This is a genomic window from Burkholderia sp. BCC0397 (genome assembly GCF_902832865.1).
Classification (GTDB): Bacteria; Pseudomonadota; Gammaproteobacteria; order Burkholderiales; family Burkholderiaceae; genus Burkholderia.
This window is the reverse complement of sequence record NZ_CADFDL010000015.1, coordinates 33,379-59,219: the sequence shown is the minus strand read 5'-3', so window position 1 is coordinate 59,219 and position 25,841 is coordinate 33,379. Positions and strand designations below refer to the sequence as shown.

The window sequence follows — 25,841 nt, the reverse complement described above, 5'->3', positions numbered from 1 at the left end:
GGTTCTAATTGATAATGAGAATGATTATCAAATACGGGGGCGTGAATGCGGTACGAGGTACGGGAACCTGGGAGATCGATGATGAAGGGCGCACGCGCCGCCCGTTTCGGGCGCTGGCGTCCGTCGCTGTATCTCGGCCTGCTGATCGCCGCGCATCCGGCGGCGGCGTTCGCCGATGCGGCGCCGGCGGGCGGCACGGAAGTCCGCAAGGAAGAGGCGGCCGCCGCGCAGCCTGCCGGCGGCGAGCTGAAGGCGATTGCGGTGAATGCGTCGCGCGGTGTGGCCGACGATCCGTCGGTGGCGACGGTCGGCAAGATGCCGCTCGCGTTGCGCGAGATTCCGCAGTCGGTCAGCGTGACGACGCGCGAGCGGATCGACCAGCAGAACCTGTTCTCGCTCGACGAGGTGATGCAGCAGTCGGCCGGCGTGACCGTTCAGCCTTACGTGCTGCTCACCACCGCGTACTTCGTGCGCGGCTTCAAGGTCGATTCGTTCGAATTCGACGGCGTGCCGGTCGTGATCGGCGACATGGCGAGCGCGCCGCAGGACATCTCGGTGTACGAGCGCGTGGAAATCCTGCGCGGCGCGAACGGGTTGCTGCACGGCTCGGGCAATCCGGCCGCGACCGTCAACCTCGTGCGCAAGCGCCCGCAATACCAGTTCTCCGCGCACGCCACCGCAAGCGTCGGCAGCTGGGACCGCTATCGCGCGGAGGCCGACATCGGTGGCCCGCTCAATGCGGCCGGCACCGTGCGCAGCCGGCTCGTCGCCGCGTACGAGGATCGCCACTTCTTCTATGACCATGCGAAGCAGGACACGCGTTCGATCTACAGCGTCACGGAAGTCGACGTGACGCGCGACACGCTGCTCACGTTCGGTGCGCAGTACCAGACGACGACGTCGGTGCCCGACATGTCCGGCGTGCCGATGGCGGGCGACGGATCGAGCCTCGGCCTGTCGCGCTCGACGTTCCTCGACACCGCGTGGGGCCGTTTCAACTGGGACACGACGCGCGCGTTCGCGTCGGTCGAGCAGAAGCTCGGCGCCGGCTGGAAGGCGAAGGTCAGCGGCGAATACCAGAGCATGCGCTCGGACCTGAAGTACGCGGGTTCGTTCGGCGCGATCGATCCGGCGACCGGCGCCGGCGGCCGGCTGACCGGCGCCGCGTACCAGTTCAGCAGCTACAGCCGCAGCCTCGATGCGAACGTGCAGGGCCCCGTGCATGCATTCGGACTCACGCACGACCTGCTGTTCGGCGTCACCTACGCGAACAGCAGCAGCGGGCAGATGACGGCGCCGCTGCTCGGCGACGTGGCCGGCACGCCGGTGAACGTGTACCGCTGGAACCCGAGCAGCGTGCCCGAGCCCGGCATCGGGCCGTACCAGCAATCGCAGCAGAACGACGTTTCGCAGAAGGGCGTCTACGGGCTCGGCCGCATCAAGCTCGCGGAACCGGTGACGCTCGTGCTCGGCGGCCGGATGAGCTGGTGGAACCAGGACAGCCTCGGCGCGCACTACAACACCGGCCACCAGTTCACGCCGTACGGCGGGCTGATCTGGGACTTCGCGCGCGACTGGTCGTGGTACGCGAGCTATGCGGAAGTGTTCCAGCCGCAGACCAAGTCGATGTGGGGCGGCGGCATCCTGACGCCGGTGAAGGGGCGCACCTACGAAACGGGCGTGAAGGGCGAACTGGCGGGCGGCAAGCTCAACGTGTCGCTCGCGGCGTTCCGCATCGATCTGGACAACAACCCGCAGGTCGACCTCGCGCATCCGTGCGCGGGGCCGAGCTGTTACTACGTGAACGGCGGCAGCGTACGCAGCCAGGGCTTCGAATTCGAGGCGAACGGCCGCATCACGCCATGGTGGAGCGTGTGGGCGAGCTACACGTACGACACGATGCGTTATGCGGACAACCTCGCGAACGCGGGTTCGTTCGCGCCGCTGCTGAATCCGCGCCATCTGTTCCGGCTGTGGACCAACTACTACCTGCCGTGGCAGGAGCGGCGCTGGAGCATCGGCGGCGGTATGCAGGTGCAGAGCAGTTACTCGGCGCAGGCGAACGGCGTCTCGATGAGCCAGGGCGGCTACGCGCTCGCGAGCGTGCGGCTCGGCTATCGCTACGACAAGCACTGGAGCGCCGCGCTCAACGTCAACAACCTGTTCGACCGCAACTACTACCTGAGCTTGAGCCAGCCGGGCTGGAACAACCGTTACGGGGAACCGCGCAACGTGATGCTGACCGTGCGCGGGCAATTCTGATGGCGTCCGGCTGGGGCACGCGGGCGGCGATCGCGATCGGCGGCGTGCTGCCGGGTGCGGTCGCGCTCGCGCTCACGCTGGCCCGTCATTACCCCGACGACGGCCTGAACCGGCTCTATGCGGCCGTGTTGCTGACGCTCGCCGCGAGCGTCGCCGCGCTGCTGTGGGTGCTCGTCGCCCCCGGCTGGCGGCCGGCCGCCTGGCGCGCGGGTGTGTGGCTCGCGGTGCTCGTGCCGTGCGCGATGTTCTGGGGAGGGCACTGACATGGACGCTTCGTCGCGTTCGCGCTGGCGCGCGCTGCATCGCGGCGCCGGCGCGCTGTTCGGCGTGGTGCTGTTCGTCGTGCTGTTCAGCGGCACCTGGAGTCTTGCATTCGATTCGATGCAGGGCTGGTGGCGGCCGCCGGCGCTCGCCGTCGCGCGGCCGACGTTGCCGCTCGATGCGCTCGTCGCGCGCGCGGCGGCGCTCGGCGTGGCGTTGCACGACGCGCGCATCGTGCTGCCGCGGCCGGACGATCCGGCCATCCGTTTCTGCGATGCGCGCCAGACGTGCACGCTCGCGCTCGATCCGGCGACCGGCGCGCCGCTGCCCGACGCAGGGCGGGCGACCTTGATCGTCACGCTGCACAAGACGCTGTTCGCCGGTTTCCCCGGGCGCATCTTCGTCAGCCTGTGGGGCATCGTGCTGCTCGTGCTCATCGTCGCGGGCGTCGTCGTGCATCGCAAGCGCTGGCCCGACGCGGCGCGCATCCGCCGCGGCAACGGCTTGCGTGTCGCGCTGTTCGACCTGCACGCATGGATCGGCCTGTGGGGCACGCCGTGGCTCGTGCTGTTCGCGTTCACCGGCGCGTTGTCGGGGCTCGGCGCGCTCGGCACGGTATCGCTCGCGGGCGTCGCGTATCCGGGGCAGCCGCAGCGTGCGTTCGCCGAACTGCTCGGCGGCCCGCCGCCCGTCGAGGCCGGCGGCGCGTGGCGGCATGCGCCCGATCTCGATGCGCTGCTGCGGCGCGACGCGGCGCGCAAGCCGGATTTCCGGCCGGAAGCCGTCGTGCTGCATCGCTGGGGCGATGTGAATGCGCGCGTCGAGATTGCCGGCACGACCGCGGGCCTGCCGAGCACGGCCGTGTTCGAACGCCACTTGTACCGCGCGACGGACGGGCAATGGCTCGCCGATGCCACGTCGCGCGGCCGCGGCTTCTGGCTGCGCGCGTTCATCGCGGTGCAGCCGCTGCATTTCGCGCAATACGGCTGGGTGGGCGCGGCCGGTGATGTGCTGCGCGTGCTGCATTGCCTGATGGGGCTCGCCGCGTGTGCGCTGTGCGCGACGGGGCTGCATCTGTGGATCGAGCGGCGGCGCGCCCAGCGCGATCGTTCGGCGGACGTGCTGGCCGCCGCTGCGGTCGGCGTGTGCGGCGGGCTCGTGCTCGCGGGCGGCGGGCTGCTGTTCGCCGGCCGTGCGCTGCCCGACGGCGTGCACGTCGACCATGCGCTCGCGATGCTGTTCTGGGCGGTGTGGGGCGGCGCGATTGCGCTCGCCGCCTGTGTCGCCGATCGCGCGGCGTGGCTGCGCGTCCTGATGCGCGCGGCCGGCGTCGCGTACGGGCTGGCCGGCGCGGCCCATTGCGCGATCGCGCTGCTGGGCGCGCGCCAACCCGTGTACTGGCCGATCGACGCGGCGCTCGTCGCATTCGGCGCATTGCTGCTGCGGGCGGCGCGCCGTCCGCGGCGCGATGCAATGCAGCCCGCGCGCGTGCCGGCCGGCGCCGAACCTTTTTAACCTCATGCAACTGGAGACTTCGATGCGCGATCTGCTCGAACACCGCCGCCTGGTCATCACGATCACGCTGCTTTACCTGTCACAGGGCATTCCGATCGGCATCGCGATGGACGCGATGCCGACGCTGCTGCGCCACGACGGCGCGCCGCTTCATGCGCTCGCATTCCTGCCGCTCGTCGGGCTGCCGTGGGTCGTGAAATTCCTGTGGGCGCCCGTCGTCGACAACCGCTGGTCGCCCCGCATCGGCCGGCGGCGCAGCTGGATGCTGCCGATGCAGACCCTCGTCGTGCTGTGCCTCGGCGGCCTCGCGCAGATCGGGATGACGGTCGCGACGGCGGGCTGGGCGGTCGGGCTGCTGGCCGTCGCGTCACTGGCGAGTGCGACGCAGGACATCGCGAACGACGGGATGGCCGCCGAGCACTTCAGCGGCGACACGCTCGCGAAGATCAACGCGATCCAGATCGCGGGCGTGATGATCGGCTTCTTCGGCGGCGGCGCCGGCACGTTGACGCTGATCGGCCTGTTCGGCCAGCCAACCGCGTTTCTCGCGCTGGCGGCCGTCCCGCTCGCGAGCCTCGTCTGCGTGCTGTGGGTCTTGCCGCGCGACGCGGATCGCGCCCGCGCGCGGCCCGAACACGACGCGAGCCTCGTGCGCTTCGCGAAGCGGCCGCGTTCGTGGTCGCTGCTGTCGCTCGCGCTGCTGTCGGCAATGACCGCCGTATCGGGCTTCGGCCTGTCGAAGCTGTTTCTCAACGACGCGGGCTGGTCGCTCGACGCGATCGGGAAACTCGGGATGGCGGGCGGCGTCGTGACGGTCGTGCTCGGTTGCGGCGGCGGCGCGTGGCTCGTGAGGGCGCTCGGCCTGTGGCGCGCGTTTACGGCCGGCGTGAGCTGCGCGGGCGCGGCCGCGCTGCTGTGGTTCGCGCAGGCGAGCGGGTGGCTGCCGGTGTCGCCGTCGTGGGCGTGGCTGTGCACGGTGCTCGGCTCGCTGGCGACCGGCATCACGTCCGTGTCGATCATGACGGCCGGCATGCGTTTCGCGGGCGGCAGCGATCAGGCCGGCACCGACGTGACGGCCGTGCAGAGCACACGCGATCTCGGCGAGCTGATCGCGTCGTCGACGATCTTGTCGCTGACGGCGAAGGTCGGTTATACGGGCGGGTTTCTCACCGGCGTCGCGCTCGCGGTGCTGGCGGCGCTGATCGCGATGAAGCTGCGGCGGCGCGAGGTGGCGTATGCGGTGAAGGGGGACGATGCGCTGGCGTCGTGACGGCTGCGCGGCCGTTGCGCGGTGCGGGGTGCGCGCCGCGCCGTACCGCGCCGCATCACGCGCGGCTCAAGTGCGGCTCAAGTGCGGCTCAACCGCCGCGCAGCCAGCAATGCGATGACGAGCAGGACCGCGACATACGCGGCGACGCTCGTCCACGCGCCGCGTTGCCAGAACGCGCCGCCGACCGAACCGAGCACGCTCGACCCGGCATAGTAGGCCAGCAGATACAGCGAAGCCGCATGCCCCTTCGCGGCGCCCGCGAGCGCGCCGACCCAGCCGCTCGCGACCGAGTGGGCGACGAAGAAGCCGATCGTCACGAGCACGATGCCGACGACGATCGCGGCGAGCGAGTGCGACAGCGTCAGCGCGAGGCCCGCCGCGAAGACGACGATGCCGCTGACGAGGACCGGCGCCCGCCCGAGACGATCGGCGAGCGCGCCGGCGCTCGATGACGACACCATCCCGAACAGGTACGCGCCGAAGATCAACCCGCATGCGGTCGGGCTCAGGTTGAACGGCGCCGCCATGAGCCGGAACCCGGCGTAGTTGTAGATCGTCACGAACGCGCCCATCACCAGGAAGCCGATCGCGAACACGAACGGCAGGCGTGCGTGACGCAGTTGCGCGTGCCACAGCCGCAGGTGGTGACGCAGCGTCAGGTCGGTGCGTTTCACGAAGCGTCGCGAGGCCGGCAGCAGCATCACGAACGCGAGCGCCGCGAGCAGGTCGACGACGCCGATCGACAGCATCGCCGTTCGCCACGAGAAGTGCTCCTCGAGCGCGCTCATCCCGATCCGCCCGATCATGCCGCCGAACGCGGTGCCGCCGACATAGAGCCCCATCGAGAAGCCGAGCCCGTCGGCGGCGATTTCTTCCGCGAGGTAGGCCATCGCCACCGCCGGCACGCCGCCCAGCGCGAAGCCTTCGAGCGCACGCCAGACCAGCAGCAGGTGCCAGTTCGGCGACAGCGCGGCGAGCAGGTTGAACAGCGCGGCCAGCGTCATCGACGTGAACATCAGCCCGCGCCGCCCGACCCGTTCGGACAGCGCGCCGGCGCACAGGATCGACACCGCGAGCATCCCGGTCGACAGCGACAGCGAGAGCGAACTCGACGCCGCGCCGACGTTGAACTCGCGTGCGAATGCGGGAAGCAGCGGCTGCACGCAGTACAGCAGCGAGAAGGTGGAAAAGCCGGCGAGAAAGAGCGCGAACGCGATGCGCTTGTACGCGGCCGAGCGCGGGGACACGCCGGCCGGCAGCGCATCGGACGCGGATTGTTGCGGGCCGGGCATGGATCGGGAAATCGAAGCGGAGGACATGAAGGCACTCGATGTGCGACGGAATACGCGAATTCTTGCGCACTGCCATATATATGTCCAATATATGAAAGGAACCGCAGCAATATGTTTTAACACTGGCTGACGACAGGCCAGCCCGACTCATCGCGAGGTCACTTCACGCATGGAACTCCGGCATCTGCGCTACTTTCTGGCTGTCGCGGCCGCGTCGAATTTCACGAAGGCCGCCGAAACGCTCGGCATCGGCCAGCCGCCGTTGAGCCAGCAGATCAAGGCGCTCGAGAACGAGCTCGGCGTGGAGCTGTTCAAGCGGACCGCGCGCGGCGCCGAGCTGACGCTGGCGGGCGAGGTGTTCGCGGAAGAGGCGCGCCGCGTGCTCGACGATGCCGAGCGCGCGGCGCGGGCGGCAAGGCGCGCTGCACGCGGGGAAACCGGCCATTTGCGGGTGGGCTTCACCGGGACGGCCGCGTTCAATCCGAAAGTGTCGGATCTGATTCGCCGCTTTCGCGAGGCGTATCCGGAGGCGGAGCTGACGTTGCAGGAAGCGACGTCGGGCGTCCTGCTGGAGGCGCTGGAGGCCGGGCGCCTGGACGTCGCGATCGTGCGGCCGGAGCGCCGCGTCGCCGCGACGCTGCGGGTAGCCGACTGGGACGAGGAGCCGATGTTCGTCGCGCTACCCGTCGCGCATCGGCTGGCGCAGCGGCGGCGCATCGATCTGGCGGAGCTGGCCGACGAGTCGTTCGTGCAGGTGCCGCGCACGGCCGGCGGCGCGCTGTTCGACGACATCGTCGCTGCGTGCCAGGCCGCCGGGTTCGAGCCGCGCATGGCGCAACCGGCGCCGCAGATCGCGTCCGCGGTGACGCTGGTGGCGGCCGGGCTCGGCGTGTCGGTCGTGCCGAAGGCGATTACGCAGGTGCAGGTTCCCGGGGTCGTCTACCGCCCGTTCGCGGGTAACCGGTTTCGCGCCAGGCTGGCCATTGCGTCGCGCTGCGACGAGCCGTCCGCGGTGGTGCGGAATTTTCTGTTGCTCGCGTAGCTGCAAACAAAAAACCCGCGAAGCCATGTGCTGTCGCGGGTTTCTGACCATGCTCGGAATGCGAGGAAAACGCATCTGGTGCCGACGGCGAGACTCGAACTCGCACAGCTTTCGCCACTACCCCCTCAAGATAGCGTGTCTACCAATTTCACCACGTCGGCACTGCAAGGGGCGCAATTCTAACGTCACATTTCGCATTTGTGAAGGGGGTATGACAAGGTCGTGTACGGGCACCTCATCGATCCCGGTAGAATTCGTCCGATCGACCCGACGGGTCCCCGCAACCGCCACCCGTTTTCTCCCCGTGACCCACACTCTCGAACAACTGCAGGCCGGACAACTGTCGGGCGCGCGGCAACTCAAGCTCGCGTGCGGGCTGACCGAATTTCCGCGCGAGATCTTCGATCTGGCCGACACGCTCGAAGTCCTCGACCTGACCGGCAATGCGCTGTCCGCGCTGCCGGACGATCTGCCGCGGCTGCATCGCCTGCGCATCCTGTTCGCATCGGGCAACCGCTTCACCGCCTTCCCCGACGTGCTCGGCGCGTGCGAACAACTCGACATGATCGGCTTCAAGGCGAACCGGATCCGTACCGTGCCGCGCGGCGCGCTGCCGCGTGCGCTGCGCTGGCTGATCCTGACCGACAACGCAATCGACGAACTGCCGCCCGACATCGGCGACTGTGCGCGGTTGCAGAAGCTCATGCTTGCCGGCAACCAGCTGCGGGCGCTGCCTGAGGAAATGGTCGCCTGCCGCGCGCTGGAACTGGTGCGTCTGTCGGCGAATCGGCTGGAGGCGTTGCCCGACTGGCTGCTGCGCCTGCCGCGTCTCGCATGGCTCGCCGTTGCCGGCAATCCGCTCGGCGCGGCGCCGGAGGCCGCGGCGTCAGCGGGGCCGGACGTCGCGGAGATCGACTGGGCCGCGCTTTCGTGTGAACGGAAACTGGGCGAGGGCGCGTCGGGTGTCATTTATCGCGCGCAATGGCGGGCGGACGGCCATCCGCCGCGGACGGTCGCGGTCAAGCTGTTCAAGGGGGCGGTGACCAGCGACGGCCTGCCCGATTGCGAAATGGCCGCGTGCCTGCATGCCGGCCGTCACCCGCACCTGATCCCGGTGATCGGCAAGGTGCGCGGGCATCCGGACGGCACGCACGGCCTCGTGATGGAGCAGGTCGATCCCGCGCTGACGAACCTCGCCGGGCCGCCGAGCTTCGCGTCCTGCACGCGCGACGTCTATGCCGCCGATGTGAAATTCGATCCGGCGCAGGCGCTGCGGATCGCGCACGGCATCGCGTCGGTCGCCGGCCATCTGCACGCGCGCGGCATCATGCATGGCGACCTGTATGCGCACAACATCCTGCACGACGGCGCAGGCGGTGCGTTGCTCGGGGATTTCGGGGCGGCGTCGCTGTACGACGTGAACGAGCGCACACGCGGCGCCCGGTTCGAGCGGCTCGAAGTGCGCGCGTTCGGCTATCTGCTCGGCGAACTGCTCGAGCGCTGCGAACCGCATGCCGGCGCGCTCGATGCGCTGGCGGCGGCGTGCATGAACGAGGACGTCGATGCACGGCCGTCGTTCGACGAGATCACGGCCGCGCTGGCCGCTCGCATGCACTGACGGGATCGGGCCGGCTTACTACGCCTGCCGCGCGGTCAGCAGCTTGATGCCGAGCCCGACGAACAGCAGCCCGCTCGCGCGCTTGAGCGCGCGCACCGCGCGGCTCATGCCGACGCCGCGATGCAGGCGGCGCACGCCGGCCGAATAGACGCTGTGAACGATCACGACCGTGCAGGCGATCGTCGCGTACATCACGGCGAACTGCAGCGCGAGCGGGCGGTCGTGCACGATGAACTGCGGCATGAACGCGGACAGGAAGATCATCGTCTTCGGATTGCTGCCCGACACGCACGTGCGGCGTAGCGGCGCGCTACGCGTGCAGCGCCAGATACTTCGCGATCAGCGTCATCTGCGCGGCCCAGCCCTGGTCGTTCATGTCGCGCGCCGTCGCGCGACGCGCTTCGATCAACTGGTCGAAACCCGTTTCGGTGACCGTGAGCAGCGTGCCGCCGGCCTGCGCCGCGAGCATGAACGTGACGAGCGTCATCGGCTCGGATGTGTAATCGAAATTCGGATCGATCGCGAACGGATGCCAGCGGAACGAGAACAGTTGCTGCGGCTCGATGCGATCGACGACGATTTCGAACACGGTGCCCGCATAGGGCTCCTGCGCCTTCGCGACGTCGTCGTCGACGCGGGTGGGCGTGATGCGGCCGAACAACGGCTGGCCGGCTTCGAACGGGCCGTCGAACGAGACGCCGAACCACTGGCCGAATTCACCGGAATTGCTGACGGCTGCCCAGACGCGGTCGGGCGAGGCGCTGAGCAGCGCCTGTTTTTCGATGCGATCGGTTGGCTGGATCATCACGTTCTCCATGCAGGATCGAGCGTTGCAGGGCGACGCGCGCGGCCGCGCGCCGCGTCTAGTCGAGCATGACCGCGTCGGGCACGTCGAGCACGAGGTCCGACGTTGCAACGGCCACGCACGGCAGCGTATAGCCGTCGGCCTTTTCCTCGCGGCTCAGCCCCGGCCATTCGATCGTGTAGCGTACGCTGCCGCTGACGATCCGGCAAAGGCAGCTTCGGCATGTACCGTTGCGGCAGGAGCGCGGCAGCGACACGCGGGCGAACGCGGCGGCTTCGAGTACCGTCAGCGCATCGGGCGCGTCGAAGCTCGCGCCGAGCGGTTCGATGCGCACGAGGGGTGGGTGTTCTGGATCGGTCATGACTGAAGCGGGCGGCGGGTCGGCGGCAACGCGCCAAGCATACCCGAACCCGCCGGCGGCCGACGGCCGCCAGCCGTGGGCGTCAGTGCCGCCGCAGATACCGGTACACGGTATTGCGGGCGAGGCCGAGCTCGCGCGCGGCCGCCGATACGTTGCCGCCATGCCGCGCGAGCACCGCGTCGATCATCGCGGCCTGGTGGCTTTGCAGCGTCGTGCCTTCGCGCTTGCCGGCCGACGGGGTCAATGCGGCCGGCGCAGCCGGGGCGTCGTCGCAGTCGAGCCAGAAATCGTCGGGCAAATGCGCGAGCGTGATCTCGGCTTCGTCTTCGGAGAGCATGCCGGCCGTGCGCAGCACGTTGGTCATCTGCCGCAGGTTGCCGGGCCAGCGGTGGCGCGCGAACGCGTCGAGCACGTCGGCCGCGAGGCGGCGCGGCATCGGCTCGCTGCGCGCGAGCCGCGCGAGGATCCGCTCGACGAGCGCCGGCAGGTCGGTGCGTGCGGCGAGCGCCGGCAGCGTGACCGCGAGCCCGTTGATCCGGTAGAACAGGTCTTCGCGGAACGTGCCGTCCGCGATCATCGCGCGCAGGTCGCGGTGGGTCGCGCAGACCACGCGCACGTCGACCGGCACCGCGCGTGCGCCGCCGAGTGGCATCACCGCGCGCTCCTGCAGCACGCGCATCAGCCGCACCTGCTGCGCGAGCGGCATGTCGCCGATTTCATCGAGAAACAGCGTGCCGCCGTCGGCCTGCACGATCTTGCCGGGGCTGCCGCGCTTGCGGGCGCCCGTGAACGCGCCGTCTTCATAGCCGAACAGCTCGGCCTCGATCAGCGAATCGGGCAGCGCCGCGCAGTTGACCGCGACGAACGGGCCGTCCGCGCGCGGCGACGCCTGGTGCAGCGCACGGGCGAGCCATTCCTTGCCGGTGCCGGTCTGGCCGAGGATCAGCAGCGGCAGGTCGCGCCCGCGGATCTTCGCGACGCGTTCGAGTACGGCGGCCATGCGCGCGTCGCCGGTGTCGAGCGTCGCGAACGTGATCGCGTCGGGGTCCGGCGCACGCACGCGCGCAGCCGGCGCGGGCGGCGTGACCGCGACGGTCGTTTTCTGCGCTTCCGGGAATTCGCAGCGTGCGAGCACGCGCACGCCGGTCGACAGCGTGAGGCGGAACGTGGCGCCCGGCGCGCGTGCGGCCTGCTGCGCGAGCTGGCCGAAGCGCATGCCGAACAACGCGTCGCTGGCCTGGTGCTGCAGTGCGTCGAACGACGCGCCGAGCTGGAATTGGGCGCTGCGGTTCGCGGCGATCAGCCCGCCGTCGGGGCCGAAGGCGACGAGCCCCGCGAACAGCGAATCGACGCAATCCTCGTGGGCGTGAAAGCGCAGCCGCAGCGCTTCGCCGCACTGGTTCGCGAACAGGTGGTTCTCGATCAGTTGCGCGGACATCCGCACGAGCGCGAGCGTATGCGGGCTGGAGCCGCGCGGGTCGCCGCTCACGTCGAGCGTGCCGAGCGTGCGGCCGAACGGATCGACGATCGGCGCGCACGCGCAGGTGAGGATGTGGTTGGCGCGCAGGAAATGTTCGGAACCGTGCACGACGACGGCCTGGCCCGACGCGAGCGCGGTGCCGATCGCATTGGTGCCGCGTGCGCCTTCGGCCCACGACACGCCGTTGCACAGCGCGACGCGGTTGGCTTTCTCGATGAAGTCCGCGTCGCCGATGCTGTGCAGGATCACGCCGTCGGCGTCGGTCAGCAGCACAAGGCTTTGCGTCTCGGCGATCTGCGCGTGGAGATCCTCCATCACCGGGCGGGCGTGCGAGAACAGCGTGTGGTTCGTGTCGAGCAGTGCGCGCAGCGCGAGGCGCGACAGCGGCGAGAAATCGGGGCGTTCGTGCGCGCGCAGGCCGACCGCGGTCGAACGCGCATGCGCCTGCGCGAGCAGGTCGGTACGCCCCGCGGTGGCGGGCAGCACGAAGGGTTGCGGCATGGTTTGTCTCCTGTTCCCGGGGCCGCCGGGGCCGACCGGATCGGAATCGGCGGCGGAGTGCATCTCCGCTCGCGGTGCACCATTTGGCGCAACAGCCGTCCGTCCGGGTACGCATCATCATACAAGCGCCACGTGCGATGTGCGACCGTCAACAAAATCCCCTTGCTTTTAAGCGCCCGCCTGCAATGATGGAAATGGAGCACGCACGCGCCGTGTTCCGCAGTGCAACATGCATGCGACGCGACATGCATCCGTTCGGGAGACGCATCATGGTTCGGGCGGAACTGAGAGTCGTGCTGGCGGCCATCGCCACCTTCATCATGCTGGGCGGCATTGCCGTGGCGATCCACGGATTGCTGTTCGACCTGACCGATGCGGTGAGATACGGGGCGGCCGCGATTGCGGTGGGCGTCACGACCGCCGCGATCGCGCTCAACGTCTGGCCGACCGACCCGCACTGACGTCCGTTTGCGAAACGGTGCTGGATGCCGCGCAGATCAGACGAAATGCGCGTCGGAACGACGCACACCGAAATTTTTGTCTCCCGCGTGAAACCGTCTAAAGTGGAATTCAACCGGCATGCATCGATCGCGCCACACTCCGCGGTCGGGGCCTCCGCCGGCGAGCCCGCGTACATTTCGTCCGGCCGGTAGCGGACGACGGACGCGGTCATTCGTTTTCTACCGGTCGAGGCGGCTTCCATGCAGATCCATTTCACGAACGAGAAGCCTGAGTATTCGGGGCGTGACCTGATGCTGGCGTTCACGGCACTGGTCAATGGCGAGCGCGTCCAGTGTCAGATCACCGCCGAGGCGCTGGAAGACCACTTCGGCGCGGCATCGCCGCGTTTCGAGGACATGGTCGGCGCATTCGACCAGCACCGCGAGCGCATCGAGGCGGCCGCACGGCGCCTGCTGTCGGAAACGCGCGCGCAATGCGTGACGCTGCGCAGCGGCTACGTGCGTTTCTACGAGGCCAACTGGCGCTGACGACACGACGCTCGTCTTGCGGCGCGCGCCGGAGCGCGGTGCACGCGAAGACGTGGCCTTTCACGCAATGCCGTTCGGTGGGGCCGGGCGGCATTTTCGCATGCGGGCCGCGCGGGATGGCCCGAGCGTCGGCAGGGCATGCGCATCGATTCGTGAGGATCGCAGAAGAATCGTGCGAAAACGAAAACGCCACCCGAAGGTGGCGTTTTTTGCATTTCATCGTACGGTGCGGCAATGCGCTTCGCTTACTCGCTGCCGAGATAGAAGAAGCGGAACAGGAATACGGCCGCAATGATCCACACGATCGGCTTGACCGTACGGGCCTGGCCCGTCAGCAGCTTGAGGCCGCCGTATGCGATGAAGCCGAACGCGACGCCGTTCGCGATCGAGTACGTGAACGGCATCAGCAGCGCGGTCAGCGCGGCCGGCACGGCTTCCGTCGCATCGTCCCACGGCACCTCGACCATCTCGCGCAGCATCAGGCACGACACGTACAGCAGCGCGGGCGCGGTGGCGTAGGCCGGCACGACGCCGGCGAGCGGCGCGATGAACAGGCACGCGAGGAACAGCACTGCGACGGTGATGGCCGTCACGCCGGTGCGGCCGCCGGCCTGCACGCCCGAGGCGCTCTCGATGTACGCGGTGGTCGACGACGTGCCGAGCACCGAGCCCGCGACGATCGCCGTGCTGTCGGCGAGCAGCGCCTTGTTCAGGCGGTTCATCTTGCCTTCGACGAGCAGGCCCGCGCGATTCGCGACGCCCATCAGCGTGCCCGTCGCGTCGAACAGTTCGACGAGGAAGAACACGAGGATGACGTTGATGATGCCGGTCGACAGCGCGGCGCCGATGTCGAGCTTGAACAGCGTCGCGTCGATCGACGGCGGCGCGGAGAACACGCCGTGGAACTGGTTGCCGGCGAAGAAGAACGACAGGATCGTCACGCCGATGATGCCGATCAGGATCGCGCCGCGCACGCGCAGGTGGTCGAGCGTGACGATCGTGAAGAAGCCGACGATCGCGAGGATCGTCTCGTGCTTGTGCAGGTCGCCGAGCGTGACGAGCGTGGCCGGGTTGCCGACGATCACGCCCGACGTCTTCAGCGAGATGATGCCGAGGAACAGGCCGATACCGGCGGTAATGGAAATCCGCAGCGATTTCGGAATGCCGTTGACGATCGCCTCGCGCACGCGGAACAGCGTGACCAGCAGGAACAGGCAGCCGGAAATGAACACTGCGCCGAGCGCGGCCTGCCACGTGAAGCCCATCCCCTTGACGACCGTGTACGCGAAATACGCGTTCAGGCCCATGCCGGGCGCGCAGGCGATCGGGTAGTTCGCGTACAGCCCCATGATGATCGACGCCAGCGCCGCGACGAGGCAGGTCGCGACGAACACGGATTCCTTCGGCATGCCGGCGTCGCCGAGGATCGCGGGGTTGACGAAGATGATGTAGGCCATCGTCAGGAACGTGGTGACGCCCGCGAGTATTTCGGTGCGGAAATCGGTGCCGGCTTCAGCGAAGCCGAAATACCGCTTGATGGATTCCATGAAGGCGTTTCTCCGGTCGGGTTGTCGTGTTGATTGTTGTGCCGAATTGTTGTAAAGGCAGCGCGGCCGGCTAACTGTAACCAGCCACTATTGTCCGGCTATCGGCGGATTGTAATAGCGTGGATAGCTCGGACGATATAGTTGGGGGCACGATCGGTTGCCTGCGCGCGAACGGTCGGGCAGCCCGCCCGCGCGACGAAGGCGCGCATTTTACCGGTTCGCGCGGCACGGGCCGGCAGAAATGGCTGAAACGGTGGAAGCGGTGGAAACGAGCGGAAGGGCGCGGGGCCGGCTGGCGGCACCGGCCGATGCGTGCGCAACGGCATGCCGGCAGCGTCGCACGCGGTCGGTGCGCGATGACATGCGACTGAAACGGAGCGCCCGCATGCTGCACGAACGCGGTGCAGGCGGCGCGGGCGAGCGAACGCACGTGTGCTGCCGGTGCGGATACACGACACGGCAACCGCGTGCAGCGGCCGTTCGTCAGTCCGGGCGGTCGCAGGGATCGGGCTATCGTGCGCCGAAGCCGTCCCGTCCGCAACTGTCATCTCGCGATGCGGGGGCGACTGTGGTTTCTGTGTAAAAGATTGCAAGACCCCATCGCGTAAACCGGCAAGTCTTTCTAGGATAGATACACCGCGCATGCACACGCCGGCCGGTAATTGCCGACGCGGGGGAGTCGCAGTCCGTGCAGGCCAGGCGGTGAATGGCGGTCAAGGCCGTTGCGCGTTTGGGCAGGCACGGCCAGTTAGGCACGGCCGGTTAGGCGCGTGCCGATTGCGATTGCCCGATGCGGGTTCGTCCGTAATCACGGAGGTCAGCATGTTGAACTGGATCAGCCGCTGGGCGATGCGACACGCCCCCACGCCGGAAAAAACCGCCGCGTCGATGCTCGTGACGGCGCGCATGGAACTGTTCACAGCCGAACAGCGCGTCATCGATGCGAAATTACAGGCGGATTACTGGCGCACACGTGTGTCATTCCTCGAAGAGGTGCAGAAGCAGGGCATCGATCCGTGGGTGACCTCGCAGGCCGCGCAACGTCCCGACCTCGATTCCACGCCCCGGAGCACGGGCCCGCGTCTCGCCGCCAGCACCTGATACACCGGCTGCATCCCGTCGCTGTGCACGGCGCGCGATCGCCCGCGGCACGCACCGGCGTGCCGCGTTCTTCGATGCGCACCTGCGGCGCGTTGCGCCGCGGGTGCGTCCGTTTCCGGTCGCGGCCGTTCCGCGTGTCGCGTGCGCGTGCGTAACGGCGCGCCGCTCATCCGCTCCTTCTCCCTACCCCGACGAGCAAACGTTGCACTTGCGCGAGCATGCGCCTGACGCGTTCGCCGCGCCGCACGTACGCGGTCGTGATCGTCGCTTCGGCCGACCGGTCGGTATCGGTGCCGAGCCAGATGCGCTCGCCGCGCGCGATGCGCAGCACCTCGCCGGGCCGCACCCAGTAATCGTCGATGCTCGGCGGCCGCGTGATCCACAGCGCCGCGCCGTGCGCGCGGATCTCCGCATCCTGCGGCGCGCGCCAGGTCATCGTCGTGCGCGGCGCGACCGCGAAGCGGATCACGACGGTCGGTAACGCGATCGTGCCGGCAGGGCGCCGATCGCGGCGTTCAAACAGCGGGCTTGCCTGGTCCATCGTCTTCTCCATTCAGTGAGCCGGACGGATGACGTGCACCAGAACAAAAAGGCCTCATCCGTTTCCGGCGAGGCCTTGTGTGACATGCGGTACTGCTCGATTGCTAACGCACAAGCGCCTCCCGTGATCCATTCTTTCGAATGTTCACCGGGCAATGAATCGCGATGGCGATGAGCTTGAACGTAGGCATGCGAACGATTTTGTTGTCGGCGTGCGGCGTTGTCAACGACTATTTTGGGGAGATGCGCGGGCGATGCGTTGCCGCGCGCATGCGGCGTTTCACGATGTCGCTGCGTACCGGGATCGGGGGCGCAGCGATGTGTGCGTCATGCGCGACTTCGACATCGCTCACTCAGCCGGTCGCGCATCCACGCGAGCGCACGCGCAAGCCACGTATCGCGCTGCATCGCGTACACGGTCGTGATCGACGCTTCGGCGGGTTGGTCGTCGTCGGTGCCGATCCAGACGCGATCGCCGCGCTGCACGCGCAGCACGTCGCCGGCGCGCAGCCAGTAATCGTCGACGCTGCCGAGCCGCGTGATCCACAGCGTGGCGTCGTGTACGCGGATCTCGGCGTCATGCTGCGCGCGCCACGCCAGCGTCTTGCGCGGCGCGACCATGAAATGCAACTCGACGCTCGGCAATGTGATCGTATCGGTGCGACACCGATCGGGGCAGGCAACCAGCCGGCTTGCTTGGTCCATCGTCATCTCCATCCGTTGAGCCGGGCGGGATGACGCGCACCAAAACAACAAGGCCTCATCCGTTTCCGGCGAGGCCTTGTGACATGCGTGACTGAATCTCGATGCTAACGCACAAGCGCCTCCGGTGATCGCCGCGGGTGGGCGTTCACTCGGTTTTTATGCGCGATGGCGACGGGCTTGAGCATAAGCATGCGAACGAGTGTGTCGTGGCCGCGCAGCCGTGTCAACGGAAATGTCGAGAGACGTGGCGGTTACGCGTCGCGTTGCGCGAGGCCGTTCACGAGCAGTTCGGACAGCAGGCCCGTCATCCCTTCCGGGTGCGTGGCCGCGCGTGCCTTCAGCTGTTCGACGAGTTCGGCGTTGAGCTTGCACGCGAACGGCACGAGGCCCTGTTCCTGGTCGAGCTTGCGCTGCGCGCGGCGGTCGAGCTTGGCCGTGTCTTCGGCGCCCTTGCCGAAACGGGCGGCGCCCGACTGCTTCATCGCTTGCGTCAGCTTGAGCGCCTTGTTTTTTTCGAGATCGGTTTTCTTCATGGCCATCGCGGCACCTCCGGGAAATGAAGCCGCGATTGTACGCATTTCGGCGGGCGCCGCCGCCGAACCGGCCGGAAACCCGCTCACGCGCCTTTCGTCGTACCCCAGTTGCCGCCGTGCGCGGCTGCCTGCGCGGCCGGGGAGCGCGCGAGGTAGGCGAGCGCCTGCTCGGTCGAGCCTTCGTGGTGCGGCGTATAGCCCGGCTTGAAATAACGCAGCGCCGCGCCGATCACCTTCCAGAACGACGGCAGGTGCCCGCGCCGCGAACCCTGCCACCACGCGAGCACGAAGCCGGGGTAGCGGCCGGCGTCCGGATCGCGCCGGTACATGAACTTCGCGCCGGTCGTGATGTAGTAGAGCAGCAGCAGGATCACGAACGCCATGTGCACGCAGCGCTCCGGATAGGTGCCGCCCAGGTGCCGGTAGATGTCGAACGCGACGGTGCGGTGCTCGACTTCCTCGGCGCCGTGCCAACGCAGCAGGTCGACCATCGTCGGGTCGGCGCGGCCTTCGTCGAGGCCGTGCGCGTTGAGCACCCAGTTGCCGAGATAGCCGAAGAAATGCTCGAGCGACGCGATCACGGCCAGCTGCTGCCGCAGCCAGAAGCGCGTATGGCCGATCTTCAGCCCGAACGGCTGCTCGCCGAGCACGCGCGTGAACAACCGGTTGAGCTTCTGTGTGAACGGCTTCGTGTCGATGCCGTGGCGGTCGTAGTAGTGCTTCAGCACGCCGCCGTGCGAGCGCGAATGCACGGCTTCCTGCCGCAGGAAGCCTTCGGCTTCGTCGCGCAGGCGTGCATCGGTGATCAGCGGCAGCGCCTTGTTGTATACGCGGCAGAACCACAGCTCGCCTTCCGGGAACAGCAGGTTCAGCGTGTTGATGATGTGCGTGCTGCCCGGATCGTTCGGTACCCAGGTGATCGGCGTGTCGCTGAAGTCGAACTTCACGTGCCGGGCCCTGATCTTGTGGTAGTCGGCGGTATCGGTCATTTTGTCTCCCTGTGCGGCGTCGTGCGCCGTCAATGCGATGCCATGCTGACGCGGGCGATCATCCGGCCCAGCCACGGCATGAAGCGGCCGACGAAGCGCATCGCGTGCGCTTCGCCGCCGACCGCGACGACGGGGCGGTTGCGCAGCACGCCGTCGACCATCGCCTGCGCGACGGTTTCGGGTTTCAGGCCGCGCATCTGGTACAGCTTGGTCGCGCGCTTGCGCAGCCGCGCTTCGTCCTGTGCGTTGGCGCCCGCGTAGTGCGTCGACGCCATGATTCCTGTTTCCGCGAAACCCGGGCATACGGCCGTCACGCCGATGCCTTGTTCCGCGAGTTCCGCGCGCATGCATTCGCTGAGCATCAGCACGGCGGCCTTCGTCGTCGCATACGCGGGCAGGTCGCGCGACGGGCCGAATGCCGCGGCCGACGCGGTGTTGACGATGTGCCCGCCGGTGCCGCGCGCGGCCATCTGCTGCGCGAACAGCCGCGAGCCGTGGATCACGCCCCACAGGTTCACGTGCAGGATGCGCTCCCAGTGCCGCGTGCTCGTGTCGAGGATGCCGCCGGCCATGCCGATGCCCGCGTTGTTGATCACGACGTCCGCGCCGCCGAGTTCGCTGCCGACCCATGCCGCGAGCGCTTCCATTTCGTCCGCAGACCCGACGTCGACGCGTTTCGCATGCGCGTACCCACCGGTCAGCCCGATGAGCAGCGCGGTGCGTTCGGCGCTCGCGAGATCGATGTCGCAAGCAACGACCGTCGCGCCTTCGCGTGCGAAGGCCAGCGCCGCGCAGCGGCCGATCCCGCTGCCCGCGCCGGTGACGACCGCGACCTTGCCGCTGAAGCGCCCGCTGGTGGCGCGGCGGCGCGCGTTCGCGAGCGCGGGCGCTTCGTTGCCGGATTCGACCGCGTCGATCAATTGCCCGGCGAGATCCGCGAAGCGCGCGGGATCGGCGAGCGGCAGCCAGTGGCCGGCCGCGACTTCGCGGCGGTAGTACTGCGGCACCCAGCGCGACAGGTTCTCGGACAGCGCGGGGCTCACGTACTTGTCGCCGAGCGGCACGATCGTCTGCACCGGGGCGTGCGCGTACCGTTCGCGCGGCGCGAACAGGCAGCGGATGAAGTTCGCGCGATAGAGGCGTACGCCGCGCGCGCCGTCGTCGGCCTGCCTCGGGCGCGGCGCGGCGGGCGTTTTCTCGAGCCGGCGCAGCAGGCCCGGCCACGCGCGGCCGAGCCACAGCCGCCAGCCGAGCTCGGGGATGAACGGCAGATGGAACAAGTACACGTACCACGAGCGCACGAGCTGGCCGCCGAGCCTGGCCAGCGACGTAGGCGTCGGATGCAGTACGCGTTCGCGCAGCCAGAAGCCGACATGGTCGAGGCACGGCCCCGAGCACGACGTATACGACGCGATGCGGCCGGCCAGGCGCGGATCGGTGACGAATTCCCAGCCCTGGATCGAGCCCCAGTCGTGCGCGACGAGGTGCACCGCGCGGCCCGGGCAGAGCGCGTCGATCACCGCGACGAAATCGTCGGTCAGCTTCGCGAGGTGGTAGTCGGCCGTGCGCTTCGGCACGCCGGACAGGCCCGCGCCGCGTACGTCGTACGCGATCACGTAGTGCTGGCGCGCGAGCAGCGGCGCGACGTGCTGCCAGACGCTGCTGTCGTCGGGATAGCCGTGCACCAGCACGACCGGCGAGCGGGCCGGGTCGCCCCAGGTCCTGACCGCGAGCGTCAGGTCGCCGGAGGCGACCGCCGTTTCGCTGTGAACCGATTCGAACAGGGCCAGCGGCGCTTCGTCGGAAAGAGGCTGCATCGTGAGTCCGTTGTTCAGGGGGAGGAGGGCGTGGAGGGTCAGGCGGCGGCCGGAACGGTCGCAACCGCCTGCGCGCGCTCGGCCTTGCGGCGCTGCCAGCGGCGCACGTGCGGCAGGTCCTCGTCGAGCCAGTACGCGTCGTCGTCGGTGATCACCAGCAGCTCCTCGAATTTCGCGCCGACGCCGGCGAAGCCGAGATGCGGCTCGACGGCCCACAGGCCCGGCACGGGCGCATGCTCGGAGCGGCGATCGATCGACCACAGCGGCGACCAGCCTTGCTGCTTCGCCGCGCGGCCCTGGTCGAGCAGCAGGTTGCGCGTCGCGTTCAGACCGAAGCGCGGCTTCGACAGCTTGTGGATCTTCGCGACACGATGCGCGAGCACCTTGAACGGATAGGCCTTGTGGCGCGGCTCGACGCCCTGGCGGCGGCACAGCGCGTCGACTTCCTGCGCGACTTCCGCCATCGACCGGCGCGCCTTCACGAGCCGCACGATCATGTCGCGATGGTCCATCAGGTCGTCCTGCAACTGCTCGAGGATCGGGTTGCGGCCGAGGCAGTGCGCGTAGCCGACATCGGCGACGATGCCGTCGAGTACCGGTGCGACGTCGAGGATCACCGGCATGTCGGTTTCGAGCTGCCGGTTGCTCGGGAAGAACGCGAGATTGAAGCCGCCCATGTGCTTGAGGCCCGAGAAGCCCTCGAACGCGGTGCGGTCGCCGAACCACGCGAACGGCTTGTGCAGCCAGTCGTGCACGCCGTTGTCCTGCAGCCATTCGGTCAACAGGCGCGCGGCTTCCTTCTCGGTGATGCCGGGGTAGAGCATCGCGCCGACGGTTTCGACGCAGCGGTACGCCAGTTGCTGGACCGCGCGGAATTGCGGCAGCTCGTCGAGCTGGACTTCCGGCAGCGGATGGTGGTCGGTCATGATGCGTCTCCATGTGTCGGCCCGCGTTTGCGTCTCGGCGCGACGCGGGTCCCGTGCAAGGCTGGGGCGCTGATCCGGAATGCATCCGCCGGTGATCCGGAGGCGGATTATTCAGTCAGCATTTAATGTGCCATTGAGTGATGTAATAATCATAGCCGGTTCGACGTCGCGCGCCAGCCCCCGGAGATGAGGGCTTCTCCTAATGAAGGGTCGAAATGGAGGGGACGCTCTAGGTTTACGGCGGTCGGGGCCGGATGGCCATCGCTGCGCACGCGTCTCGAGCGGCGGGAGCCGGCCAGGGAGCGCCACGCGAGGTTCCGGCTTGGCCCGGGATGTCGCGCCGGATCAACTCTCCGTCGTGTCGCGGCGCGACGTTGTCAAATTGCCGAAATAATTTCGTCACATCATCCGCCCCGAATTCGAAGCCTTTGCGGCTTCGCGGGGCCGGTGTGCCGCGCGTCGCGCGGGGCGACCGAAGCCGATTCGACATTTCCACGGAGAGAGACCATGCAACGCCGCCGGTTCATGAACACCCTTGCCGCGGCGACCGTCGCGACGCCGCTGATGCTCAAGGCCGGCATGGCCGGCGCGAAGAGCGCCACCGCGCCGGACGCGCTGGACCCGGGCCGCTGGTCGCCGTTCAACGCCGCGCGCCTGCAGGCGGTGCTCGACCGGCATGGCGTCGCGAGCGCGCGCTACGACGGAAAGCGCCGCCCGTATGCGGTGTTCGACTGGGACAACACGTGCATCATGAACGACTGCGAAGAGGCGTTGCTGATGTACCAGATCAACCATCTGCAGTACAAGCTGACGCCGGACGAGTTCGTCGGCGTGATGTGGAAGGACGTGCCGAAGGGCGCGTTCATGAAGGACTACACGACCGTCGACGGCAAGTCGGTGACGATGGAGGACCTCGCCGCCGACGTCGAGTCCGACTATCGCTGGCTTCATGCGAACTACAAGGGCTTGGGCGGCGACAAGAGCCTCGACGAGATCCGCGAGACCGACCAGTTCAAGGATTTTCGCGCGAAGCTGTACTTCATGTACGACGCGATCTGCGACACGCATCCGCTCGAAGTCGGCTACAAGTGGATCATCTACTTCTACAAGAACATGACGACCGCGGAGCTGCAGGCGATGGCGGAAGCGTCGAACAACTACGGGATCGGCGACGCGCTGCGCAAGGTCCGCTACGAAAGCCCGAAGGCGCTGCCGGGCAAGGCCGGCGTGGTGGCCGATACCCATTTCCACGGCATCCGCATTCACGAGGAAATCCGCGCGGTGATGCATACGCTGCGTGCGAACGGCATCGACGTGTACGTGAGCACCGCGTCGCTCGACGACGTCGTGCGCGTGTTTGCCGGCAATCCGAACTATGGCTACGGCGTGCCGCCCGAGAACGTGATCGGCCTGCGTCTCGACATGCAGGACGGCAAGTACACGAGCACCTATCCGGCCGGCTGGCATTTCAACTGGGGGCCCGGCAAGACGGTGGGCATCCGCAACGTCCTCGCGTCGAAGAAGGGCTACGGCCCGCTGCTGGTGTTCGGCGACAGCGACGGCGACGCATGGATGCTGCGCGATTTCAAGGACACCGCGGCCGGCGTGATCGTCAACCGGATGAAGAAGGGCGAGATCGGCGCGGACAGCAAGCTCGCGGCCGAACAGGTCGGCAACCCGGACGCGCGCTTCCTGCTGCAGGGCCGCGACGAGCACACGGGCCTGATGATTCCGGACGAGAAGTCGATCAAGTACGGCAAGGCCGAGCGCAAGCTGCTGGCCTGACGCGGGCCGGGCGCCGGGCCGTCGGGCGCCCGGCCGTCGCGGCCCCGCGCCCATCGGTGCCGGCCGCGCCTTCGTGTGGGCCGACACACGCGCGTCTCATTGCTCCCGCTTCCCGCCCAACCGATCCAGCAACGCCCCCAGCAGATCGATCGGCAGCGGAAACACGATCGTCGAATTCTTGTCCGCGGCGATCGTCGTCAACGTCTGCAGGTAGCGCAACTGCATCGCCTGCGGCTCCTGCGCGAGCCGCTGCGCGGCCTGCAGCAGCTTCTCCGACGCCTGCAATTCGCCTTCCGCGTGAATCACCTTCGCGCGCCGCTCGCGTTCGGCTTCGGCCTGCCGCGCGATCGCGCGCACCATCGTCTCGTTCAGGTCGACGTGCTTGATCTCGACCGTCGACACCTTGATCCCCCACGCATCGGTCTGCGCGTCGAGCGTCTTCTGGATGTCCGCATTCAATTGTTCGCGCTCGGCCAGCAGCGCGTCGAGTTCGTGCTTGCCGAGCACCGAACGCAGCGTCGTCTGCGAGAGCTGGCTCGTCGCGTCGAAGAAGCGCGCGACCTGGATCACGGCCTTCTCCGGATCGACGACGCGGAAATACACGACCGCGTTGACCTTCACCGACACGTTGTCGCGCGTGATCACGTCCTGCGGCGGCACGTCGAACACGACGGTGCGCAGGTCGATCCGCACGACCTGCTGGACGATCGGGATGATCAGCACCAGCCCCGGCCCCTTCACTTTCCAGAACCGGCCGAGCATGAATACGACACCGCGCTCGTACTCGCGAAAGATGCGGATCGACGATGCGACGAGCACCACGACGAAGACGATCAGGACGCTGCTGAAGCCGAACGTGTAGCCCATCATGTTGGTTCTCCCTGGTGTTGTTGTTCGGGGGCCGGCACGTCGTAGAGCGGTGCGACGGTGAGCAGCAATCCGTGGCGGCCGGTGACGCGCACGCGGCAGCCCGCGGCGAGCGGCACGCTGCTCGCGACGTGCCAGCGCTCGCCGTGCACGCGCGCCCAGCCCGCGGCCGACGGCGCGGGGCCGGCTGCGCCGGGCGGCTGGTCGGCCTGCAACCCGTCGTCGAGCACTTCGCCGATGCTGCCGACCATCGCCTCGGCGCCCGTCACGACCGGGCGCCGCCGCGCGCGCAGCGCGACGCTCGACGCGCCCGCGACGAGCAGTCCGCCGCCGAGCGCCAGGCTCGCAATGACGGGCCACGGAATTCCGTAGCCGGGCACGTCGGTGTCGATCAGCATCAGCGCGCCGATCGTGAACGACACGATCCCGCCGAAACCGAGCACGCCGAAGGTCGGCAGGAACGCCTCGGCGACCAGGCAGCCGAGACCGAGCAGCACGAGGCCGAGGCCCGCATAGCTGACCGGCAGCAACTGCATCGCGAACAGCCCGACCAGCAGGCAGATCGTGCCGGCGACGCCCGGCAGCACGAAGCCGGGGTTCGCGAATTCGAAGAAGAGGCCGTAGATGCCGATCGTCAGCAGGATCAGCGCGACGTTCGGATCGGTGATGATCAACAGGAAGCGGCTGCGCCAGTCGGGTTCGACCACGACGAGCGGCGCATGCGCGGTGGCGAGCCGCACAGTGCCGGCGGTGGTCGTCACGCTGCGGCCGTCGAGCTGGCGCGCGAGGTCGGCCGGATCCTGCGCGATCAGGTCGACCACGTGCTGCGCGCGCGCCTCGCTGGCCGACAGGCTGACGGCTTCGCGCACCGCGCGCTCGGCCCATCCGGCATTGCGCCCGCGCAACTGTGCGAGGCCACGGATATAGGCCGACGCATCCTGCATCGCCTTGCGGATCTCGGTCGATTGCGTGTCGGTCGGCAGCGCGGCAGCCGTGGCAGACGCGCCCGATGCACCCGATGCGCCGGTGGGCCGTGGCGCAGTGGGGTTCGCGCCCGGCGGCGCGGCGCCGCCGACGCCGATCTGCACGGGCGACGCCGCGCCGAGATTGGTGCCGGGCGCCATTGCCGCGAAGTGGCTCGCATAGACGATGTAGGTGCCCGCGCTCGCGGCGCGCGCGCCGCCCGGCGCGACGAACGCGGCGACCGGCACCGGCGAGCCGAGGATGGCCTTGATGATCTGCCGCATCGATGTGTCGAGGCCGCCGGGCGTGTCGAGTTGCAGGATCGCGAGCGGCGCATGTTCGCGTGCGGCGCGCTCGAGCGAGCGCACGATGAAGTCGGCGCTGGCCGGCCCGATCGCGCCGTTGACGGGGATCACGACGACGGCCGGCGGTCCCGCGGGCGCAGCCGCAGTGCCGGACGCGGCGGCCGGCGTCGGCGCCGCGACGGCCGCACACACGACGAGCAGCGCCGCGAACAGCGCGGCGCGCGCGACCCGCGCGGTCAGCGGGTGACGGGAGTGCAGAGGGTGTCCGTCCGGCGCGACGGGCGCCGGCGACGGCCCATGACGATGAAAACGCATCGGGGCGTCCAGGCGGCGCGCAGCCGCACGCCGTCCGGCTCGCAAAAAGGGC

The 25,841-nt window shown here is 68.5% G+C and carries 23 protein-coding genes, 1 tRNA gene and 1 pseudogene; 10 read left to right on the top strand and 15 right to left on the bottom strand.

The genetic code is table 11. From position 1 onward, the window contains the following. Positions 1-45 precede the first annotated feature (45 nt). From HWX03_RS31100 to HWX03_RS31085, 4 genes are read left to right on the top strand one after another with little or no spacing between them, the layout of a single operon-like run. A complete protein-coding gene (locus HWX03_RS31100; protein ID WP_175873879.1) occupies positions 46-2,262 on the top strand; it encodes a TonB-dependent siderophore receptor in 2,217 nt (738 codons plus the stop codon). Continuing rightward, on the top strand, positions 2,262-2,525 hold the full coding sequence (locus tag HWX03_RS31095) for a hypothetical protein (protein ID WP_175873878.1): 264 nt from the start codon (positions 2,262-2,264) through the stop codon (positions 2,523-2,525). The genes HWX03_RS31100 and HWX03_RS31095 overlap by 1 nt, the downstream gene beginning before the upstream one ends. A 1-nt stretch (position 2,526) precedes the next feature. Next, on the top strand, positions 2,527-4,038 hold the full coding sequence (locus tag HWX03_RS31090) for a PepSY-associated TM helix domain-containing protein (RefSeq protein WP_175873877.1): 1,512 nt from the start codon (positions 2,527-2,529) through the stop codon (positions 4,036-4,038). A 22-nt stretch (positions 4,039-4,060) separates the two neighbouring features. After that, complete coding sequence (locus HWX03_RS31085) at positions 4,061-5,308, top strand: RhtX/FptX family siderophore transporter (RefSeq protein WP_175873876.1); 1,248 nt, start codon at positions 4,061-4,063, stop codon at positions 5,306-5,308. Positions 5,309-5,385: 77 nt separating this feature from the next. Here HWX03_RS31085 and HWX03_RS31080 read toward each other — a convergent pair whose 3' ends face one another. Further along, entirely contained in the window at positions 5,386-6,627 is a 1,242-nt protein-coding gene (locus HWX03_RS31080; protein WP_175873875.1) for an MFS transporter, read from the bottom strand. A gap of 142 nt (positions 6,628-6,769) precedes the next feature. Here HWX03_RS31080 and HWX03_RS31075 point away from each other — a divergent pair, with 142 nt between their 5' ends. Then, positions 6,770-7,642 carry a LysR family transcriptional regulator gene (locus HWX03_RS31075; protein ID WP_174385256.1) on the top strand — a complete coding sequence of 291 codons (873 nt, stop codon included), beginning with the start codon at positions 6,770-6,772 and terminating at the stop codon, positions 7,640-7,642. Between the two features lie 76 nt (positions 7,643-7,718). Here HWX03_RS31075 and HWX03_RS31070 read toward each other — a convergent pair. After that, positions 7,719-7,803, bottom strand: a tRNA-Leu gene (locus HWX03_RS31070). Between the two features lie 143 nt (positions 7,804-7,946). Here HWX03_RS31070 and HWX03_RS31065 point away from each other — a divergent pair. After that, positions 7,947-9,260 (top strand): leucine-rich repeat-containing protein kinase family protein, encoded by a 1,314-nt coding sequence (locus HWX03_RS31065; RefSeq protein ID WP_175873874.1) that lies wholly within the window; start codon positions 7,947-7,949, stop codon positions 9,258-9,260. Positions 9,261-9,278: 18 nt separating this feature from the next. Here the strand turns inward: HWX03_RS31065 and HWX03_RS31060 are convergent. The 4 genes and pseudogenes from HWX03_RS31060 to HWX03_RS31045 all read right to left on the bottom strand — a co-directional run. Further along, a pseudogene (locus HWX03_RS31060) lies at positions 9,279-9,548 on the bottom strand (LysE family transporter); the annotation flags it as partial. A 22-nt stretch (positions 9,549-9,570) separates the two neighbouring features. Next, positions 9,571-10,065, bottom strand: a complete 495-nt coding sequence (locus tag HWX03_RS31055; protein WP_175873873.1) for an SRPBCC family protein — start codon at positions 10,063-10,065, stop codon at positions 9,571-9,573. Between the two features lie 58 nt (positions 10,066-10,123). Further along, positions 10,124-10,426 carry a 2Fe-2S iron-sulfur cluster-binding protein gene (locus HWX03_RS31050; RefSeq protein WP_175873872.1) on the bottom strand — a complete coding sequence of 101 codons (303 nt, stop codon included), beginning with the start codon at positions 10,424-10,426 and terminating at the stop codon, positions 10,124-10,126. An 82-nt stretch (positions 10,427-10,508) separates the two neighbouring features. Beyond that, positions 10,509-12,407: a sigma-54-dependent Fis family transcriptional regulator gene (locus tag HWX03_RS31045; RefSeq protein ID WP_175873871.1), complete on the bottom strand. Its 1,899-nt coding sequence runs from the start codon at positions 12,405-12,407 to the stop codon at positions 10,509-10,511. 269 nt (positions 12,408-12,676) lie between these two features. Here HWX03_RS31045 and HWX03_RS31040 point away from each other — a divergent pair, with 269 nt between their 5' ends. Both HWX03_RS31040 and HWX03_RS31035 read left to right on the top strand, forming a co-directional pair. After that, the gene (locus tag HWX03_RS31040; protein ID WP_011547191.1) at positions 12,677-12,868 is read left to right on the top strand and encodes a DUF2964 family protein; all 192 of its coding nucleotides are present in this window, start codon (positions 12,677-12,679) and stop codon (positions 12,866-12,868) included. 240 nt (positions 12,869-13,108) lie between these two features. Next, complete coding sequence (locus HWX03_RS31035) at positions 13,109-13,396, top strand: DUF1488 domain-containing protein (protein WP_006480750.1); 288 nt, start codon at positions 13,109-13,111, stop codon at positions 13,394-13,396. 245 nt (positions 13,397-13,641) lie between these two features. Here the strand turns inward: HWX03_RS31035 and HWX03_RS31030 are convergent, their stop codons facing one another. Continuing rightward, positions 13,642-14,943 carry an NCS2 family permease gene (locus HWX03_RS31030; protein WP_174385246.1) on the bottom strand — a complete coding sequence of 434 codons (1,302 nt, stop codon included), beginning with the start codon at positions 14,941-14,943 and terminating at the stop codon, positions 13,642-13,644. A gap of 822 nt (positions 14,944-15,765) precedes the next feature. On the opposite strand from HWX03_RS31030, the gene HWX03_RS31025 reads away from it, so the two are divergent. Then, entirely contained in the window at positions 15,766-16,044 is a 279-nt protein-coding gene (locus HWX03_RS31025; protein ID WP_027781227.1) for a hypothetical protein, read from the top strand. A 166-nt stretch (positions 16,045-16,210) separates the two neighbouring features. Here HWX03_RS31025 and HWX03_RS31020 read toward each other — a convergent pair whose 3' ends face one another. The 6 genes from HWX03_RS31020 to HWX03_RS30995 all read right to left on the bottom strand — a co-directional run bounded on the left by HWX03_RS31020 (position 16,211) and on the right by HWX03_RS30995 (position 21,554). Continuing rightward, entirely contained in the window at positions 16,211-16,585 is a 375-nt protein-coding gene (locus HWX03_RS31020; protein ID WP_174430289.1) for a DUF2917 domain-containing protein, read from the bottom strand. A 326-nt stretch (positions 16,586-16,911) separates the two neighbouring features. Further along, a complete protein-coding gene (locus tag HWX03_RS31015; protein WP_175873870.1) occupies positions 16,912-17,289 on the bottom strand; it encodes a DUF2917 domain-containing protein in 378 nt (125 codons plus the stop codon). 251 nt (positions 17,290-17,540) lie between these two features. Further along, complete coding sequence (locus HWX03_RS31010) at positions 17,541-17,828, bottom strand: hypothetical protein (RefSeq protein WP_174430291.1); 288 nt, start codon at positions 17,826-17,828, stop codon at positions 17,541-17,543. 77 nt (positions 17,829-17,905) lie between these two features. Beyond that, positions 17,906-18,811, bottom strand: coding sequence for a metal-dependent hydrolase (locus HWX03_RS31005; protein WP_175873869.1), 906 nt, complete (start codon positions 18,809-18,811; stop codon positions 17,906-17,908). Between the two features lie 29 nt (positions 18,812-18,840). Next, positions 18,841-20,628, bottom strand: coding sequence for an SDR family oxidoreductase (locus HWX03_RS31000; protein ID WP_175873868.1), 1,788 nt, complete (start codon positions 20,626-20,628; stop codon positions 18,841-18,843). Positions 20,629-20,666: 38 nt separating this feature from the next. Then, a complete protein-coding gene (locus tag HWX03_RS30995; protein WP_175873867.1) occupies positions 20,667-21,554 on the bottom strand; it encodes a M24 family metallopeptidase in 888 nt (295 codons plus the stop codon). A 507-nt stretch (positions 21,555-22,061) separates the two neighbouring features. Here HWX03_RS30995 and HWX03_RS30990 point away from each other — a divergent pair. Beyond that, positions 22,062-23,339 carry a haloacid dehalogenase-like hydrolase gene (locus HWX03_RS30990; protein ID WP_175873866.1) on the top strand — a complete coding sequence of 426 codons (1,278 nt, stop codon included), beginning with the start codon at positions 22,062-22,064 and terminating at the stop codon, positions 23,337-23,339. A 96-nt stretch (positions 23,340-23,435) separates the two neighbouring features. Here the strand turns inward: HWX03_RS30990 and HWX03_RS30985 are convergent, their stop codons facing one another. Together HWX03_RS30985 and HWX03_RS30980 are read right to left on the bottom strand one after the other, a co-directional pair. Then, on the bottom strand, positions 23,436-24,209 hold the full coding sequence (locus HWX03_RS30985; protein WP_174430296.1) for a slipin family protein: 774 nt from the start codon (positions 24,207-24,209) through the stop codon (positions 23,436-23,438). Then, on the bottom strand, positions 24,206-25,789 hold the full coding sequence (locus tag HWX03_RS30980; RefSeq protein WP_175873865.1) for a nodulation protein NfeD: 1,584 nt from the start codon (positions 25,787-25,789) through the stop codon (positions 24,206-24,208). The genes HWX03_RS30985 and HWX03_RS30980 overlap by 4 nt, the downstream gene beginning before the upstream one ends. Positions 25,790-25,841 lie beyond the last annotated feature (52 nt).

Excerpts from the sequence above, each read along its gene's own strand:
- HWX03_RS31075 (WP_174385256.1), top strand. The coding sequence starts at position 6,770 with ATGGAACTCCGGCATCTGCGCTACTTTCTGGCTGTCGCGGCCGCGTCG.
- HWX03_RS31050 (WP_175873872.1), bottom strand. The coding sequence starts at position 10,426 with ATGACCGATCCAGAACACCCACCCCTCGTGCGCATCGAACCGCTCGGC.
- HWX03_RS31095 (WP_175873878.1), top strand. The coding sequence starts at position 2,262 with ATGGCGTCCGGCTGGGGCACGCGGGCGGCGATCGCGATCGGCGGCGTG.
- HWX03_RS31000 (WP_175873868.1), bottom strand. The coding sequence starts at position 20,628 with ATGCAGCCTCTTTCCGACGAAGCGCCGCTGGCCCTGTTCGAATCGGTT.
- HWX03_RS31055 (WP_175873873.1), bottom strand. The coding sequence starts at position 10,065 with ATGATCCAGCCAACCGATCGCATCGAAAAACAGGCGCTGCTCAGCGCC.
- HWX03_RS31040 (WP_011547191.1), top strand. The coding sequence starts at position 12,677 with ATGGTTCGGGCGGAACTGAGAGTCGTGCTGGCGGCCATCGCCACCTTC.
- HWX03_RS30990 (WP_175873866.1), top strand. The coding sequence starts at position 22,062 with ATGCAACGCCGCCGGTTCATGAACACCCTTGCCGCGGCGACCGTCGCG.
- HWX03_RS31085 (WP_175873876.1), top strand. The coding sequence starts at position 4,061 with ATGCGCGATCTGCTCGAACACCGCCGCCTGGTCATCACGATCACGCTG.
- HWX03_RS31010 (WP_174430291.1), bottom strand. The coding sequence starts at position 17,828 with ATGGCCATGAAGAAAACCGATCTCGAAAAAAACAAGGCGCTCAAGCTG.
- HWX03_RS31090 (WP_175873877.1), top strand. The coding sequence starts at position 2,527 with ATGGACGCTTCGTCGCGTTCGCGCTGGCGCGCGCTGCATCGCGGCGCC.
- HWX03_RS31015 (WP_175873870.1), bottom strand. The coding sequence starts at position 17,289 with ATGGACCAAGCAAGCCGGCTGGTTGCCTGCCCCGATCGGTGTCGCACC.
- HWX03_RS31100 (WP_175873879.1), top strand. The coding sequence starts at position 46 with ATGCGGTACGAGGTACGGGAACCTGGGAGATCGATGATGAAGGGCGCA.
- HWX03_RS31020 (WP_174430289.1), bottom strand. The coding sequence starts at position 16,585 with ATGGACCAGGCAAGCCCGCTGTTTGAACGCCGCGATCGGCGCCCTGCC.
- HWX03_RS31025 (WP_027781227.1), top strand. The coding sequence starts at position 15,766 with ATGTTGAACTGGATCAGCCGCTGGGCGATGCGACACGCCCCCACGCCG.
- HWX03_RS31005 (WP_175873869.1), bottom strand. The coding sequence starts at position 18,811 with ATGACCGATACCGCCGACTACCACAAGATCAGGGCCCGGCACGTGAAG.
- HWX03_RS30980 (WP_175873865.1), bottom strand. The coding sequence starts at position 25,789 with ATGCGTTTTCATCGTCATGGGCCGTCGCCGGCGCCCGTCGCGCCGGAC.
- HWX03_RS31030 (WP_174385246.1), bottom strand. The coding sequence starts at position 14,943 with ATGGAATCCATCAAGCGGTATTTCGGCTTCGCTGAAGCCGGCACCGAT.
- HWX03_RS30985 (WP_174430296.1), bottom strand. The coding sequence starts at position 24,209 with ATGATGGGCTACACGTTCGGCTTCAGCAGCGTCCTGATCGTCTTCGTC.
- HWX03_RS31080 (WP_175873875.1), bottom strand. The coding sequence starts at position 6,627 with ATGTCCTCCGCTTCGATTTCCCGATCCATGCCCGGCCCGCAACAATCC.
- HWX03_RS30995 (WP_175873867.1), bottom strand. The coding sequence starts at position 21,554 with ATGACCGACCACCATCCGCTGCCGGAAGTCCAGCTCGACGAGCTGCCG.
- HWX03_RS31045 (WP_175873871.1), bottom strand. The coding sequence starts at position 12,407 with ATGCCGCAACCCTTCGTGCTGCCCGCCACCGCGGGGCGTACCGACCTG.
- HWX03_RS31035 (WP_006480750.1), top strand. The coding sequence starts at position 13,109 with ATGCAGATCCATTTCACGAACGAGAAGCCTGAGTATTCGGGGCGTGAC.